Source organism: Mycoplasmopsis californica, from assembly GCF_000695835.1.
In the GTDB taxonomy this organism is placed as follows: domain Bacteria; phylum Bacillota_I; class Bacilli_A; order Mycoplasmatales; family Metamycoplasmataceae; genus Mycoplasmopsis; species Mycoplasmopsis californica.
This window is the reverse complement of record NZ_CP007521.1, coordinates 92,097-107,772: the sequence shown is the minus strand read 5'-3', so window position 1 is coordinate 107,772 and position 15,676 is coordinate 92,097. Positions and strand designations below refer to the sequence as shown.

At 32.3% G+C, this 15,676-nt stretch carries 11 protein-coding genes, 1 tRNA gene and 1 other RNA gene; 6 read left to right on the top strand and 7 right to left on the bottom strand.

Annotation, left to right across the window (positions count from 1 at the left end):
* The first annotated feature begins 129 nt into the window (after window positions 1–129).
* The 3 genes from MCFN_RS00510 to MCFN_RS00500 all read left to right on the top strand — a co-directional run bounded on the left by MCFN_RS00510 (window position 130) and on the right by MCFN_RS00500 (window position 3,727).
* Window positions 130–1,584, top strand: coding sequence for a hypothetical protein (locus tag MCFN_RS00510; protein WP_038561112.1), 1,455 nt, complete (start codon window positions 130–132; stop codon window positions 1,582–1,584).
* 245 nt (window positions 1,585–1,829) lie between these two features.
* A complete protein-coding gene (locus tag MCFN_RS00505) occupies window positions 1,830–2,222 on the top strand; it encodes a hypothetical protein (RefSeq protein WP_038561109.1) in 393 nt (130 codons plus the stop codon).
* Window positions 2,223–2,401: 179 nt separating this feature from the next.
* Window positions 2,402–3,727, top strand: a complete 1,326-nt coding sequence (locus MCFN_RS00500; RefSeq protein WP_038561106.1) for a hypothetical protein — start codon at window positions 2,402–2,404, stop codon at window positions 3,725–3,727.
* 371 nt (window positions 3,728–4,098) lie between these two features.
* Here the strand turns inward: MCFN_RS00500 and MCFN_RS00495 are convergent.
* The 3 genes from MCFN_RS00495 to rnpB all read right to left on the bottom strand — a co-directional run bounded on the left by MCFN_RS00495 (window position 4,099) and on the right by rnpB (window position 5,707).
* Window positions 4,099–4,172 (bottom strand) — tRNA-Trp (locus tag MCFN_RS00495).
* A gap of 47 nt (window positions 4,173–4,219) precedes the next feature.
* Window positions 4,220–5,320 carry a redox-regulated ATPase YchF gene (ychF, locus tag MCFN_RS00490; protein WP_038561103.1) on the bottom strand — a complete coding sequence of 367 codons (1,101 nt, stop codon included), beginning with the start codon at window positions 5,318–5,320 and terminating at the stop codon, window positions 4,220–4,222.
* Window positions 5,321–5,439: 119 nt separating this feature from the next.
* Window positions 5,440–5,707, bottom strand: an RNA gene (gene rnpB, locus MCFN_RS03475) — RNase P RNA component class B.
* Window positions 5,708–6,133: 426 nt separating this feature from the next.
* Between rnpB and MCFN_RS03380 the strand changes: the two genes are divergently transcribed.
* On the top strand, window positions 6,134–7,180 hold the full coding sequence (locus MCFN_RS03380; RefSeq protein ID WP_051604535.1) for a hypothetical protein: 1,047 nt from the start codon (window positions 6,134–6,136) through the stop codon (window positions 7,178–7,180).
* Between the two features lie 141 nt (window positions 7,181–7,321).
* On the opposite strand, the gene fusA is transcribed toward MCFN_RS03380, so the two are convergent.
* The 3 genes from fusA to rpsL are packed head-to-tail and all read right to left on the bottom strand — an operon-like array spanning window position 7,322 to window position 10,337.
* Window positions 7,322–9,412 carry an elongation factor G gene (gene fusA, locus MCFN_RS00480; protein ID WP_038561099.1) on the bottom strand — a complete coding sequence of 697 codons (2,091 nt, stop codon included), beginning with the start codon at window positions 9,410–9,412 and terminating at the stop codon, window positions 7,322–7,324.
* 12 nt (window positions 9,413–9,424) lie between these two features.
* Window positions 9,425–9,895 carry a 30S ribosomal protein S7 gene (gene rpsG / locus MCFN_RS00475; protein WP_038561096.1) on the bottom strand — a complete coding sequence of 157 codons (471 nt, stop codon included), beginning with the start codon at window positions 9,893–9,895 and terminating at the stop codon, window positions 9,425–9,427.
* Window positions 9,896–9,917: 22 nt separating this feature from the next.
* Complete coding sequence (gene rpsL / locus MCFN_RS00470; RefSeq protein WP_038561093.1) at window positions 9,918–10,337, bottom strand: 30S ribosomal protein S12; 420 nt, start codon at window positions 10,335–10,337, stop codon at window positions 9,918–9,920.
* A 284-nt stretch (window positions 10,338–10,621) separates the two neighbouring features.
* Between rpsL and MCFN_RS00465 the strand changes: the two genes are divergently transcribed.
* Together MCFN_RS00465 and MCFN_RS00460 are read left to right on the top strand one after the other, a co-directional pair.
* On the top strand, window positions 10,622–11,863 hold the full coding sequence (locus MCFN_RS00465; protein WP_038561090.1) for a trigger factor-related chaperone: 1,242 nt from the start codon (window positions 10,622–10,624) through the stop codon (window positions 11,861–11,863).
* A 136-nt stretch (window positions 11,864–11,999) separates the two neighbouring features.
* Complete coding sequence (locus tag MCFN_RS00460; protein WP_038561087.1) at window positions 12,000–13,610, top strand: ABC-F family ATP-binding cassette domain-containing protein; 1,611 nt, start codon at window positions 12,000–12,002, stop codon at window positions 13,608–13,610.
* Between the two features lie 52 nt (window positions 13,611–13,662).
* Here the strand turns inward: MCFN_RS00460 and MCFN_RS00455 are convergent, their stop codons facing one another.
* Entirely contained in the window at window positions 13,663–15,648 is a 1,986-nt protein-coding gene (locus MCFN_RS00455) for a transglutaminase domain-containing protein (RefSeq protein WP_038561084.1), read from the bottom strand.
* Between the last annotated feature and the right edge of the window lie 28 nt (window positions 15,649–15,676).

The window sequence follows — 15,676 nt, the reverse complement described above, 5'->3', positions numbered from 1 at the left end:
TAAATAATGCAAAAATATGGAAAAGGGCGCTATTTGCTTCCTTTTTTTTTTTTTTTTTTTATGATAGTGGCACATTTATTAAAAAACAAAGAGATGATAAGTCTGCTTGTCATAAAATGAAAGGAAAAAATGAAAAAATCATTAAAATTAACACTATTTTTATCTCCAATCGCTTCATTAACAGCATTACCGTTACTTGCTGCATCGTGTAGTAAAGTTAAACAAATTGAAGATCTAAATAAATCAGGTCAAAATGATTCGAGATCAAATACAGATCAAGAAATGCAAAAGGACTCAACTACCGGAAATACAGCAGATAATGCTGGAAAAAGTGGTGATCAAGCTCAAAAACAAAACGCTGATACATCAAGCTCAACTTCTCAACCTGGAGCAGGTTCAACTACCGGAAATACAGTAAATAATGCTGGACAAAATGGTGGTGAAACTAAAAAACAAAACGCTGATACATTAAATTCAGCGCCTCAAGCAGGAGCAGGTTCAACTACCGGAAATACAGTAAATAATGCTGGAAAAAGCGGTGATCAAGCTCAAAAACAAAATGACCAAACCGGAAGCTCAACACCTCAGGCAGGAAATGGTTCAACTACTGAGAATGCAGCAAATAATGCTGGAAAAAGCGGTGATCAAGCTCAAAAACAAAACGCTGATACATCAAGCTCGGCTTCTCAACCTGGAGCAGGTTCAACTACCGGAAATACAGTAAATAATGCTGGAAAAAGCGGTGATCAAGCTCAAAAACAAAATGACCAAACCGGAAGCTCAACACCTCAGGCAGGAAATGGTTCAACTACTGAGAATGCAGCAAATAATGCTGGAAAAAGTGGTGATCAAGCTCAAAAACAAAACGCTGATACATCAAGCTCAACTTCTCAACCTGGAGCAGGTTCAACTACCGGAAATACAGTAAATAATGCTGGACAAAATGGTAGTGAAACTAAAAAACAAAACGCTGATACATCAAATTCAGCGCCTCAAGCAGGAGCAGGTTCAACTACTGGAAATACAGTAAATAATGCTGGACAAAATGGTAGTGAAACTAAAAAACAAAACGCTGATACATCAAGCTCAACTTCTCAACCTGGAGCAGGTTCAACTACACAAAGTTCGGCAGATAAAACCGATGAAATCAAAGACGTTAATACCGAAACATTAAATAGCGGAAATCATTCATCAAACGCTATTATTTCACAAAAATCTAGCAAATTAGAAATGTTCCAGTTCGGACTATGAAAACCAAACCAGAATATCGACCAACATCATTTTTTCTTAAATTTGAAAACATCAATAGAAAATTACGAGCAGTCTATAAAAAATAAAAAACTTTATGCTTACATAAAAAGTCCAAACGGGAAGGTTTTTGTTACCTATTTAAACCAAGGTGAGACAATAACAGAAATAAAAAGAGAAAACAAAGATATATGATTTTCAGTCCCTTTATTTCCTTATTTAGATAAAAGCGATCCTCGTGGTACATATATTATTTTTGCCGTAAAATTAGAAGATAAAGATAATGCAGAAAATTTATTATCCAGAGAAGCATCAACTGAGTTTAAATTAAAATAATCAATTTCATGTATTCTTAATTAACTTTCGCAAATTTTTACTGTTAAAAATTATATTAAATCAAACTAAAACACAGTTATGAAAATTCATGATTGTGTTTTAGTTTGATTTAAAAAAATAATAAATTCTAAAATTTTTATAATTAGTTGTAAAATGAAAGAAAATCACAAACATAAATAAAAAGTCTCAATTCAATTAAATTACTTAGAACTAAAAATGTAAAATATTTATATTCTGGAGAAAACATGAATAAAAATAAATTTGTTAAATATAAAGTGTTTGGTAAGCCTTATTTTTGAACATCAACTATTGCTTCTATTCTTGCGGTTTTTATTTCTTTTATTTGAACCTTAAATTATTATCCCTTTTCAATTGCCTCAAATTCAGAATCTAAAAAAACTTGAATAATTATTTATTCTGTAATTATAGCTCTAAGTGCATTTGTCGCTTTTTATGCTTTTGTTGTTTTAATTTTGATTAATTCATTTGTTGTTAAGATTGAAAAAATGTACGATCCACGAAGTGAAGCTGAGTACGAAAAAATTCAAAAAAATATTGAAAAACAAAGCAAAATACTGGACATTATCTCACTTAATAAACATATTTCCTATGATATTTATTTAGTTAGTAAAGAATAAATTTAGCACTATAGAAAGTGATTAATTTGTTCTATCTTTAACTTTTTTACCTTAAATAATGCAAAAATATGGAAAAGGGCGCTATTTGCTTCCTTTTTTTTTTTTTTTTTATAATAGTGGCGCATTTATTAAAAACAAAGAGATGATAAGCTTCGCTTGTCATAAAATGAAAGGAAAAAATGAAAAAATCATTAAAATTGACGCTATTTTTATCTCCGATTGCGTCATTAACAGCATTACCGTTACTTGCTGCATCGTGTAGTAAAGTTAAACAAATTGAAGATCTAAATAAATCTGGTCAAAATGATTCGAGATCAAATACAGATCAAGAAATGCAAAAGGACTCAACTACCGGAAATACAGTAAATAATGCTGGAAAAAGCGGTGATCAAGCTCAAAAACAAAACGCTGATACATCAAGCTCAACTTCTCAACCTGGAGCAGGTTCAACTACTGGAAATACAGTAAATAATGCTGGACAAAATGGTGGTGAAACTAAAAAACAAAACGCTGATACATCAAATTCAGTGCCTCAAGCAGGAGCGGGTTCAACTACTGGAAATACAGTAAATAATGCTGGAAAAAGCGGTGATCAAGATCAAAAACAAAACGCTGATACATCAAGCTCAACTTCTCAACCTGGAGCAGGTTCAACTACCGCTAATACAGCAGATAATGCTGGACAAAGTGGTGGTGAAACTAAAAAACAAAACGCTGATACATCAAATTCAGCGCCTCAAGCAGGAGCGGGTTCAACTACTGGAAATACAGTAAATAATGCTGGAAAAAGCGGTGATCAAGATCAAAAACAAAACGCTGATACATCAAGCTCAACTTCTCAACCTGGAGCAGGTTCAACTACCGCTAATACAGCAGATAATGCTGGACAAAGTGGTGGTGAAACTAAAAAACAAAACGCTGATACATCAAATTCAGCGCCTCAAGCAGGAGCAGGTTCAACTACTGGAAATACAGTAAATAATGCTGGAAAAAGCGGTGATCAAGCTCAAAAATCAGGTACAACTGAGCAAGCAGACTCAACCAAAACACAAGCGCAAGGACAACAAAGTGCTTCATCAGCTCAAAAACCAGGCGCAACTAAGCAAGCAGACTCAGCTAAAACACAAGGGCAGGGACAACAAAACGGTCAAAAAACTATGATACCTACTCAATTCGGAATTACCAAGATAGGTAGTCAATATCATTTTTATTTAAATTTAAAAACATCAGTTAAAAATTATGAGGAGCTAATAAAAGATAAAAACCTTTATGCCGAAATAGAAACAACTAATGGATACTTAGATGTTTATAAAAGTCCTTATGCCGATATTAATGTAATAAAAGATGGCGAAAATGTGCGATTATCTATTCCTTTATTCCCTTACATAACCAAAGATGGATACCCAAAAGGTCTATATAAAGTCAAATCTTTATCATTAAACAAGGATTATAAAAACAATTTGCTAACGCAAGAGAGTCCAACAGCAGAATTTAATCCAGAATAATTAATTTAATTTTATTTTTACACAAAATTATCACTTTTTCTATCTTAAAGCTAAGAAAATTATAAACCAAATTTAAATACATAACTTATCCCTTATTCTCATGTTGATTTATAGCTTAGTGTATACCCGTTTAAATTAAGTATAAATTAAAACTAAATAAAACTCATTGTATGTTGAAGCCACGCAAATAAATATTATTGTGTGCCTTGAATTTTTAATTGCTATTTTTAATTTTTTAAAAATCTGTATTATGCTAGCAACTTATTATCATTCATTCCATTAAAAGACACTATCAATAGACCCAATAATTTAAATAAAATATAACCTTTATTCCCAAAGGTTATATTTTTAATTTTAGTGGATATACCATATGGCGGGGGTTAAAGGAATCGAACCCTTGCAAACAGTTTTGGAGACTGCAGTACTACCATTATACTAAACCCCCAAAGTAATGGTTATTTAACCAATACATTGATTTTATAGTGTTTTTTACTATTTGCCAAATTTAAAGTGGCAAATATCACCATCTTTCATAATGTAATTTTTTCCTTCTGAGCGAATTTTGCCAGCCGCTTTTACATTAGCTTCTGAACCATAACTTATAAAGTCATCGTATGAAATGATATCAGCTTTAATGAATTTATTTTCGAAATCACTATGAATTATTCCTGCGCACTGCGGAGCTAGCATTCCGTCGTTAAATACCCAAGCTCTAACTTCAACCTGACCAACTGTAAAATAAGTTTTTAGCTTTAATAGATCAAAAGCTTCTCGTGTTAACAAATCAAGTCCGCTATATTTAATTTCGTATGAACTTAGCCATTCTTGCGCTTCTTCATCGGCCATTTGCGATATTTCACTTTCCAGTTGCACGCAGATTGGCAATATTTTTTCACCATTGACGCATGATTTTTTAAAACTTTGAAAAAGAGGATCTTCTTCATAGTTTGCTATTTGTTCAGCTGAAAGATTAGCCACATAAATCATAGGTTTAAAAGTCAAAAGATGATAACCCTTGATAATTTTGATTTCATCATCAGTTAAATTGCTTAAAACTCTTGCGGCTTGACCTTGTTCAAGTAATGATTGCAATTTTAAACATAAATTTTGCTCTATAATTGCCATTTTATCGCCCGATTTAGCTTTTTTAGCAATTCTATTTAGAACATTCTTGACAGTGTCAAGGTCAGCTAATGTTAGTTCCATATTGATTACATCTTTATCATTTACCGGATTAACTTCATTGGCTACGTGCATAATATCCTTATTCTCAAAGCAACGAACAACATGAATTATTGCATCTACTTCACGGATATTTCCTAAAAATTTATTTCCTAGCCCTTCACCTCTTGATGCGCCTTGAACTAATCCCGCTATATCGACAAAGTCAAAAGTGGCAGGGACAATTTTATTTGGGTTAACAAGTTTAGCTAACTCATATAATCTTTTATCTTTTAGCGGTACTGAGCTAATATTTGGTTCAATTGTCGTAAATGCATAATTACTTGCTTCAACTTGATATTTTGTTAAGGCGCTAAACAGCGTGCTTTTACCAACGTTAGGTAATCCAACAATTCCAGCTTTTAGTGACATCTGACCTCCAAATAATAGTTATTTTACCAAAAAACAAAATTTCACCCGATAAAATTAATCAATTATCAGTTCTTTATACTGATAAATATTGAAAAAAATATGCGCTTAGCGCATATTGCATCTATAAGCCACGTTCTGTACCTGTTTAGGCGCCGGTAATTTATCTAATCAAATGATTTTTCGTTTTTGTTCAGTTTCAAAAACGAAATTCCCCTACCAAAATTTGGGTTTCTAGCTCATGGAGTTTACCGCGTTTCACAATTCTCGTCTCTGTGGCACTAGTCGTCTAGGCCTAAGCTTATTGGGCTTAGCATGAACACTACTTGCGTCGCAGCAAGTGCTAGCGTGGACTTTCCTCTACTTGTTAAGCAGCTACCGGCCAATGCATAAAGAATTATATTACTTTTGTAATTTAACTAAAACAAAGTGCATTTTTAATAATCATTATTAAAGTAAAATGCAAAAATCAGGTTTTTTGTTCTTTAAACAATGTTTATAAATTCTGTGCAATAATTAAGTAAAAAGTTAATGGGTTATATTTTACGTATATAAGTTACAACTTATAGAAGTAGCTGTTAATAAGTAGTAAATTTGTAAATAACATGTCTAAACTTTAATGCGATGAAGTATTTAATAAGATAATTAGTACTTTAAAATTCGGTAGTATTTAACTTATTTTTACCTGAAATAATGTAAAAATATGAAAAAGGGCGCTATTTGCTTCCTTTTTTTTTTTTTTTTTTATGATAGTGGCACATTTATTAAAAAACAAAGAGATGATAAGCTCCGCTTGTCATAAAATGAAAGGAAAAAATGAAAAAATCATTAAAATTGACGCTATTTTTATCTCCGATTGCATCATTAACAACATTGCCGTTACTTGCTGCATCGTGTAGTAAAGTTAAACAAATTGAAGATCTAAATAAATCTGGTAAAAATAATTCTGGATCAAATACAACTCAAGAAATGCAAAAGGGCTCTGCTTCTGGAAATAAGTCGGGTAAAGCAGATGCAGAAAACGCTAGTGGATCAGGTGCTCAAACACAACAAGGTCAATCATCAGCTTCAACAGTAACAAGCTCTGCTTCTGGAAATAAGTCGGGTAAAGCAGATGCAGAAAACGCTAGTGGATCAGGCACTCAAACACAACAAGGTCAATCATCAGCTTCAACGGGAACAAGTTCTATTTCTGGAAATAAGTCGGGTAAAGCAGATGCAGAAAACGCTAGTGGATCAGGCACTCAAACACAACAAGGTCAATCATCAGCTTCAACGGGAACAAGTTCTATTTCTGGAAATAAGTCGAGTAAAGCAGATGCAGAAAACGCTAGTGGATCAGGTGCTCAAACACAACAAGGTCAATCATCAGCTTCAACAGGAACAAGTTCTGCTTCTGAAGACACTGCAGGAAATACTGAACAAAAGGGCATTAATAGCTCTAAGTCACAAAAAGAAAATGACGATCTAAAAAAAATTCTAACTCCAACTAATATCAAAATAAGTAAAAAGGGAAGTAATCAAGATCAATACCATATCTACCTTGAATTAAAAACATCAATTAAGTATTTTGAACAATTTATAAAAAATAAAGAATTTTATATCGAATTAGAAGGTTCTAAGGGTTATAGTGATGCTAAGGCTAATGATTTAGTTGACCAAAAAGGTATGACTACTACAACAGTAGAGTTAAAAAGAAATGCTGAAAATGTATGGTTTCAAATTTCTTTATTCCCTTATTTAAATAAATCCTTAGGCGATACAGAGGGTAAATATAGAGTAACTATTATAAAATTTAAAGATACAGATAAAAACAACCTTTTATCTAAAGTTTCAGAACCAGTTAATTTAATTTATTCATAAATATCTAGTACAAAATAAGCCTAAAAATTTTATTCATCCTTAAAAGAAATACTAAAAATCAATTTCGCGATGCAAAAATAGTAACAAACGTATTTAAGGGAATTGAATAAAAAAATCCGCCAAAAAGCGGATTTTTGATTATTAATCTTCGTCGTTGTTTTGAATATTTCTTGTTTTAATAACTTGGTCAGCAATATTTTTTGGAGTTTTTTCGTAGTGATCAAATTGCATTTGGTAGTTTCCACGTCCTGCTGTCATACTACGTAGATCTGTTGCGTATCCAAACATTTCTTTCAACGGAACATGAGCACGAATAATGTGAGCACCATCATTACGTGTTTCGTTATTTACAATTTGTCCTCTACGACGTGTTAAATCACCCATAACATCACCGAAGTAGTCTTCAGGAATAACACAAGCAACGTCCATGATTGGTTCTAGAAGAACTGTTCCTAATTGGTCTTTTGCTTTTGTAAGTGCTTTAGAAGCCGCAATTTTATAAGCCATTTCTGATGAGTCGACATCATGGTATGATCCATCAAATAATGTAGCTTTAATGTCAATCATTGGATAGCCAGCTAAAATACCACTAGCCATTTTGTCTTCAAGACCTTTTTGAATTGATTTAATGTATTCTTTTGGAATTTTTCCGCCAACGATTTTATCAACGAATTCAAAACCTTTATCTTTGTTTGGTTCAAATTTAATTCATACGTGACCGTATTGACCTTTACCACCAGATTGTTTAATGTGTTTACCTTCAACCTCAGCTTCTTTGGTAATTGTCTCACGGTATGAAACCTGTGGTGCACCGACTTTGGCTTTAACACCGTGTTCGCGTTTTAAACGGTCAACAATAATGTCTAAGTGTAGCTCACCCATACCGGCAATAATTGTTTGCCCTGTTTCTTCATCAGTATATGTTCTAAATGTAGGGTCTTCAGCAGCTAGTTTTTGTAGACCTAGAGCTAATTTTTCCATAGCATCTTTTGATTCTGGTTCTAAGGCTTGTGAAATAACTGGTTCTGGGAAAACCATTTTTTCAAGCACGATTTTTTCCGCTTTTTCAGCAACTAGAGTATCACCTGTTGTAGTTGCTTTTAAACCAACTAACGCACCAATGTCACCAGCGTAACATTCATCGATTTCTTCACGTGAGTTTGCGTGCATTTTAATTATACGGCCAATACGTTCTTTAACGTCTTTTGTTGTGTTATAAACGTATGTTCCTTTTTTCAAAATACCGGCATATGTACGGAAGAATGTTAGTGATCCAACGAATGGGTCAGTCATAACTTTGAAAGCAAGTGCCACAAAATCGTGGTCATCTGTCGCTGGAACGGCAACTTCTTTATCACCTAAATAACCTTTAATAGCTGGAACGTCTAGTGGGCTAGGTAGGTAATCCACAGCTGCTTGAATCATTTTCTTAACACCTTTGTTTTTAAAACTTGTTCCACAAATACATGGGAAGAAAGTAGATGTTAAAGTCGCTTTACGAATCATTGCTTTAATTTCATCTTCTGTTGGCTCATGACCTTCAAGAAGCTTCATCATAAATTCATCATCGTATGTTGAAATTGCATCAATCATTAGCGCTCTTTTTTCTTGAGCGATTGGCAATAAGTCAGCTGGAATTTCAGCAATTGTTGGGTTTTCTTCCGGTTTTCCATCATAGTAGTAAGCTTTCATTTCTACTAAATCGATGATACCTTCAAATGTAGATTCGGCACCGATTGGTACTTGAATAGCAACTGCATTTCCGTTAAGTCTTGATTTAACTGAGTCAACTGACATGAAGAAGTCAGCACCCATTTTATCCATTTTGTTTACGTAAACAATTCTAGGAACCTTGTAGTTTGTAGCTTGTCTTCAAACTGTTTCGGTTTGAGGTTCAACACCACTTTGGGCATCAAGTACAGTAACTGCACCATCTAATACACGAAGCGAACGCTCAACCTCAACTGTAAAGTCAACGTGTCCTGGTGTATCGATAATATTAATTCTTGTACCTTTTCAAAAAGCTGTTGTAGCAGCTGAGGTAATAGTGATACCACGTTCTTGTTCTTGGGCCATTCAGTCCATTTGTGAAGCACCATCGTGTGTTTCACCTAGTTTGTGAATTTTACCTGTGTGTAGCAAAATTCTTTCTGTTGTGGTAGTTTTACCTGCATCAATGTGGGCCATAATACCGATATTACGGTAATTTTTTAATTCATATTCTCTTGCCATTTTATTACCTTATTATCATCTAAAGTGAGCAAAAGCACGGTTGGCTTCAGCCATTTTGTGTGTGTCTTCACGTTTTTTGATTGCTCCACCTGTTTTATTTGATGCATCAATAATTTCGTTTGCTAAACGAACATCCATTGTTTTTTCATTTCTTAGACGTGAGTATTGAACTAGTCATCTTAGTGACAATGTTTGTTTTCTACGTGCTGAAACTTCAGTTGGAACTTGGTAGTTTGTACCACCAATTCTTCTTGTTCTTATTTCTAGTTGTGGAGTAATATTTTCAATAGCTAATTGAAATACTTCCATCGGGTCTTTATTTGTTTTTTCTTTAATAATATTGAAGGCTGAATACAAGATATCTTGGGCGATAGATTTTTTACCATCTAGCATAATTGAGTTAATCAATTTTGTAACTAGAACAGAGTTAAAAATTGGGTCAGCTAATACTTCTCTAACTGGAGCTTTGTGTTTTCTTGACATAATTTCCTCTTTCCTATTCTAATTAATTAGATGCTTTTTCTTTCTTAGTACCATATAGACTTCTACCCTGTTTACGGTTATTTACTCCCGCTAAATCTTGTGTCCCTCTAACGATGTGGTATCTAACACCAGGAAGGTCTTTAACTCTACCACCTCTAATTAAAACTACTGAGTGTTCTTGAAGGTTGTGTCCTTCTCCCCCGATGTAAGCGGTAACTTCCATACCGTTTGATAATTTAACGCGAGCATATTTACGCATAGCTGAGTTAGGTTTCCTAGGAGTCATAGTAGCAACACGAGTACATACACCACGTTTAAATGGTGCTGATTCTTTACGAGAAGCTTTTGTAAGTGTGTTAAAACTTAAATTCAATGCAGGAGCATTTTGTTTACGCACTTTTTGCACTCTACCACTATTAACTAATTGATTAGTTGTTGGCATAATATTCCTTTCTTAAATAAATTTTGTCCAAATATTGCTATTTAAAATAACGAAAACATTATACAACAACTAAGCCGTGTGTATCATAATTTTTAAATTTATTTTTTTGTCGCCAAAATGTCTATAAATAAGGGCTTTTTAATAAAAAAATTAACCTCGCCAAAATATTTTTATAAGTTGCCTTACATAATTATTATTTTTTTTATTACACTTTAATAAATATAGAACTGCGCTCTTGAGCAATTAGAATATAATAATTATTAACATAAATAAAAGGGGTAAAAATGATTGAATACACAAAAAAATCACAGAAGTTTATTCTTTCTAAATCAGACATAACAAAAGAAAAAAACAAAGTTTTGATGCAAGCACTTGCAGAAAATATTAAAGTCTCACCAAAAGAAATTAAAGATTATGCAAAACATAATTTAATAAATGCTCGGTCGCAACAATTTCAAAAAGATGTATTGGAGAATGCCGGAGATATTTTGCCTTTTGGTCCAGTGAATATTGAGTATTTAAACGATGACGACAATTGCGAAGTTCAAATCAGTGTTGAATATTATGAGAAAGACCAAATTTACAAGTTAGATGTTGAAAAAGTTGCTACAGAAACTAATTTTGAATTCAAATTGCCTACAAGAGAAGATTTGGATCACATTTTCAACTCATTTATTGGGAATTACACATATAAAAAAGAGATTGCAAATCGAGAAGTGCAAGAAGGCGATATCGTTCAAGTTAATATTCAATCAACAAAAGATAAAGAAGTAGTACAAAATTTAAAATCAGTAATATTGCAAGCACAAAAACACAATACTTTTTCAATCAACGCAGAACTTATTGGCAAAAATATCAATCAAAAATTCAGTGTGAATGACCCAGATAACACACTATGAACAATTGAAATTGAGAAAATAATGCAGGAAATACAGGTTAATCTTGCAAGTTCAAACGACCAAAAAGAAATTGAAATGCTAAAAGAATTGAACGAACAAAAATCTGATTTAGAAGCTAATTATTTAAAAGAATTTAGTTCAGGTTTATTAAAAAAATATTTAATGAATTTAGTTTTAGCTGTTGACAAATTAAATATTATTGATTTTAGTGAAACTTTTTTAAAAAGCGAGTTAGTCAGATCAATTAATAATCAAATCGGACCTATCCATTTAATCCATGGAGTTTCAACCAGCGAGAATTTGGATGAAGACAACCCTCAACATGAAGAATATATTCAACAAATAGCCTTAAATACACGTTTAACATTGATTCATGAGTTTATTTACTATATTTTATGAAGAAAATATCCAGTTGAAATTACACAAGAACTTTTCGATAATGAATATCGCTTTGCTAATGATATTATCCCTTTAATCAATCCAAATTTTAAAAAACCTACTAATGAAGAAATAAATAATGTTTTATATAAGCAACTTTTAATTCTGCAACTAATTAAAATTCACCACCCGCAAGCATTTGCTCCATTGTGTACTTCATTAGGATTTTCATCAATAATCCATAGTTAATATTTATCAAATAAGCTTAAAAATGAGTGTTTGCGTCTATTTATATTGAGCAAAAACTCATTTTTTTAATAACTAAATAGGGCATCATAATATTTTCGAGTTTTGATATAATTTAAAATATTTATTTGGAGGCTTTATGTTAGAAGTTAGAAATTTAAGTAAAATTTTCAGCGATAAAAAATTATTTGAAAACGTTAATTTGAAATTTACTGAAGGCAACACATATGGAATCATCGGGGCAAATGGGGCTGGTAAATCAACCTTTTTAAAAATGTTGGCCGGCGAAGTTGAACCATCTGGCGGACAAATCATTATTGAAAAAAACCGTCGTCTGAGTGTTTTAAGTCAAGATCATAACGCCTATGATAATTTACTTGTTACTGATGTTGTAGTGATGGGTAATACTGATTTATTTAAAATTAAAACTGAAAAAGATGCAATTTATGCCAATCCAGATGCTACAATGGACGATTACACAAGAGCAGGAGAATTAGAAGAAAAATTCGGGGAACTTGGGGGTTGAACGGCTGAAAATGATGCTCAAGAACTTCTTTCAGGGTTGCAAATTCCAAAAGAAAAATGAGATGTTCCAATGAACCAATTAACTGCTAATCAAAAAATTAAAGTTTTACTCGCTAAAGCCTTATTTGGGAATCCAGACATTTTGATCATGGACGAACCTACCAACCATCTTGACCTACGTTCAATCAAGTGATTAGAAAACTTTTTAGCAGATTATCAAAATGTTGTTATAGTCGTTAGCCACGACAGCGACTTTTTAGATAACATTTGCACTCACATTGTTGATATTGATTATAATGAAGCTAGGGTTTACACTGGCAACTACACATTTTGAAAAGAAAGTAGTCAATTAGCCCTTGAATTAATGAAACAACAAAATGCAAAAAAAGAAGTTCAAATTGAAAAATTAAAACAATTTATTGCACGTTTTAGTGCAAACGCTTCTAAATCACGCCAAGCAACATCACGTAAGAAATCATTAGAAAAAATAACTCTGGATGAAATTAAACCTTCAAACCGTAAATATCCATATATAAACTGAGATATTAACCGTGAACCTGGAAAAGATATTTTAAGCGTTGAAAACCTAAGCTATACCGAAAATGAAAAAGTAATGTTCCAAAACGTGTCTTTCAGTTTATCAAAAGGTGAAAAAATGGTTTTAATTGGTGAAGATGATATTGCTAAAACAAGATTTTTAGAGTGCTTACTTGGAATTAAAAAGCCAACAACAGGCGAGGTAAAATGAGGCCAAACAATTAAAACTACATATTACCCAAATGAAAACCGCGAATATTTTAAAGAAGAAATGTCGATTTTAGAATGAATTTCAAAATGACCTCTTGAAAACTCAACAGAAGAAACAAGAGATGTCAGCGATCAAAGAATGCGTGGATTTCTAGGTCGTATGTTATTTTCAAACGATTCAGTTTTCAAAAGCGTAAGCGTTACAAGTGGTGGTGAAAAAGCCAGATTAATGTTCTCAAGAATGATGCTTCTTGAAGCAAACTTTCTAATTTTAGATCAGCCACTTGACCACTTAGATGCCGAAAGTATAGATTCTTTAATTGCCGGCTTGAAATCTTATCGTGGTGGAGCTATTTTCACAACCTATAACCGCGCTCTTGTAAATCAAGTTGCGAATGTTATTTTGGAAATAGCACCCGATAAAAGTTTTATTTATCACGGAACACTTGATGAGTATGAAAAAATAATGAACTACTAATCATTTTGCTAAAAATACTGTTAAATAACTGATATAAGTAAAAAACAAGGATTTATATTTCCTTGTTTTTTTGAACTTTGTAAGTAAATTTCTTTTTAGATGCATATTCCTTGACTAACTTATTATCCGATGGAACAAGAAGAATTATATTGCTTGGAACCATATTAAATGCATAATCAGAAATTTTTTTAACACTGTTAGGAATAAATACAGATTTTAAATTTTGTAATCCATTAAAGGTAAAATCAACTAACTCTGTGATGCCGTCTTCTAAAATTACTTCTTTTAAATCGGGTTTAGAAGAAAATTCATTACCACCAAATTTAACATTTTTATGTGCAATTACTTTATTTTTGCCACCTTGAACAGTAATTAATTTTGAAAAATCATTATTATAAAGCACACCCTGATAAGATGCGAAGGAGTAGTTTCCTGGTTCAACAATTATTTTTTCTAGTGCTGGAGCAGAAAAGGAATTCTTCCCATCCTCAATTTCATTTAATTCCTTGGGCAAAATTATTGATTTTCTCGGGTTTAAAACAGGTGTAGAAATCAATTTTGAATAATCTTTCGAGTATAAAATACCATCTTTTGCAGCGAAATGTTTATTTTTACTTGAAACTATGTATTCTTTTAAGTGTTGAGGTGCTATTTCATAGTCAATTTTTTCAACATTATCCCCAATATGTAAATGAGTCATATTTTTGTTCGAATATACACGAATACTTATTGATTTAACAGGCATCCCTTTAACGTTTGCAGGTACTTTTAACTCAGTATTTGATCCTTCTTTAAGTTTTAATACTGATAATCCATGTCAATATTTATACAAAATTTGACCTTCTTCAATTGTCGTGTCTAGAACTTCGTCAGCGCGATGATCATTTGAGATCTCAGAACTCGATTTCATAAAATACTGGCTATTAACTATTCCTCAGGTTGCGTCTGAATGAACTCATTTTTTATTTTCTTCATTGTAAAACATAACTCATTGATGTGCTCCTGCAGATGACCAACCCGTAACCATAACGCTCTTAACCCCAATTACGTCTAACATGGCTTTGTATAACGAACTTATTCCACCGCAAACTGCCACTTTATACTTGAAAACATCGTGTGGACTTATATATTGTTTCTCGTCACCTCTTGCATATTTCACGCTCGATATAATTCAATCATAAATGTGCTTAATTCTACCAATAAACGAATCATTTGTACTTTTTTTCATCAGATCATTAACAAATGCTGCGATCTCATTTCTTTCTTTTACACTATAAGAATTGTCCTGATAAGATGTTAAATTCTGTGGCTGGACAATATTTAAAAAATCCTCAACCTGAGTATTTAGAGCAGTGTTTACATCATTTTTTGAGTTATTTTTATTGTTTTTTAAACTATTTTCAATTGCTAATAACTCAGGGTATTCAGGAGTTGAATTTTCTTTTTTTCCTTTTCCTTTATTAACTACACCACTGCCTTTAGTTGGAGCATAGTCTGGTTTTTTGTCTTCTGCGTTTTTCAACTCAGAAGCAAGCGCATTAATTTTATTAAATTCTTCTTCTAATTTGATATTCGAAGCAACTAATTCTTTGTGTTCAGAATTAGCAAAAACAGCTTTGTTTTCATCTAAAAACAAATCGATACGGTCGAGTACAACCTCATATTTATACATTGCGTTTTCATTTGACAATGAAATTTTTAAATCTTTAGCTCGTTTTAATAAATCTTTTCTTTTTGCGATTGCTTCCTGATATTTTTGTAGCTCTTTTGTTTTTTCAGCTTTAATAGGAGCATTAGTCTCTGGTGTGGTTGATAGTTTTTGACTTTTTTCAGCATTTTTAGTAGGTGCAACGCTCGCATTATCACTGTCATTTCCTGTGTTATCCTTTCCTTCTTTATCAGGTTCTGGTTGTGATTTTTTAGCATCTTTAATCTCTGGATTATCTAGTTTTTTCGTTTGGTTACAACTTAAAACTAGAACAATGCTTAAAAAAGTGCTTAAACCGGCTAATGGTATTAATGTCTTTATTTTTTTCATATTAATTTATTTTATAAAAAAATAAAAA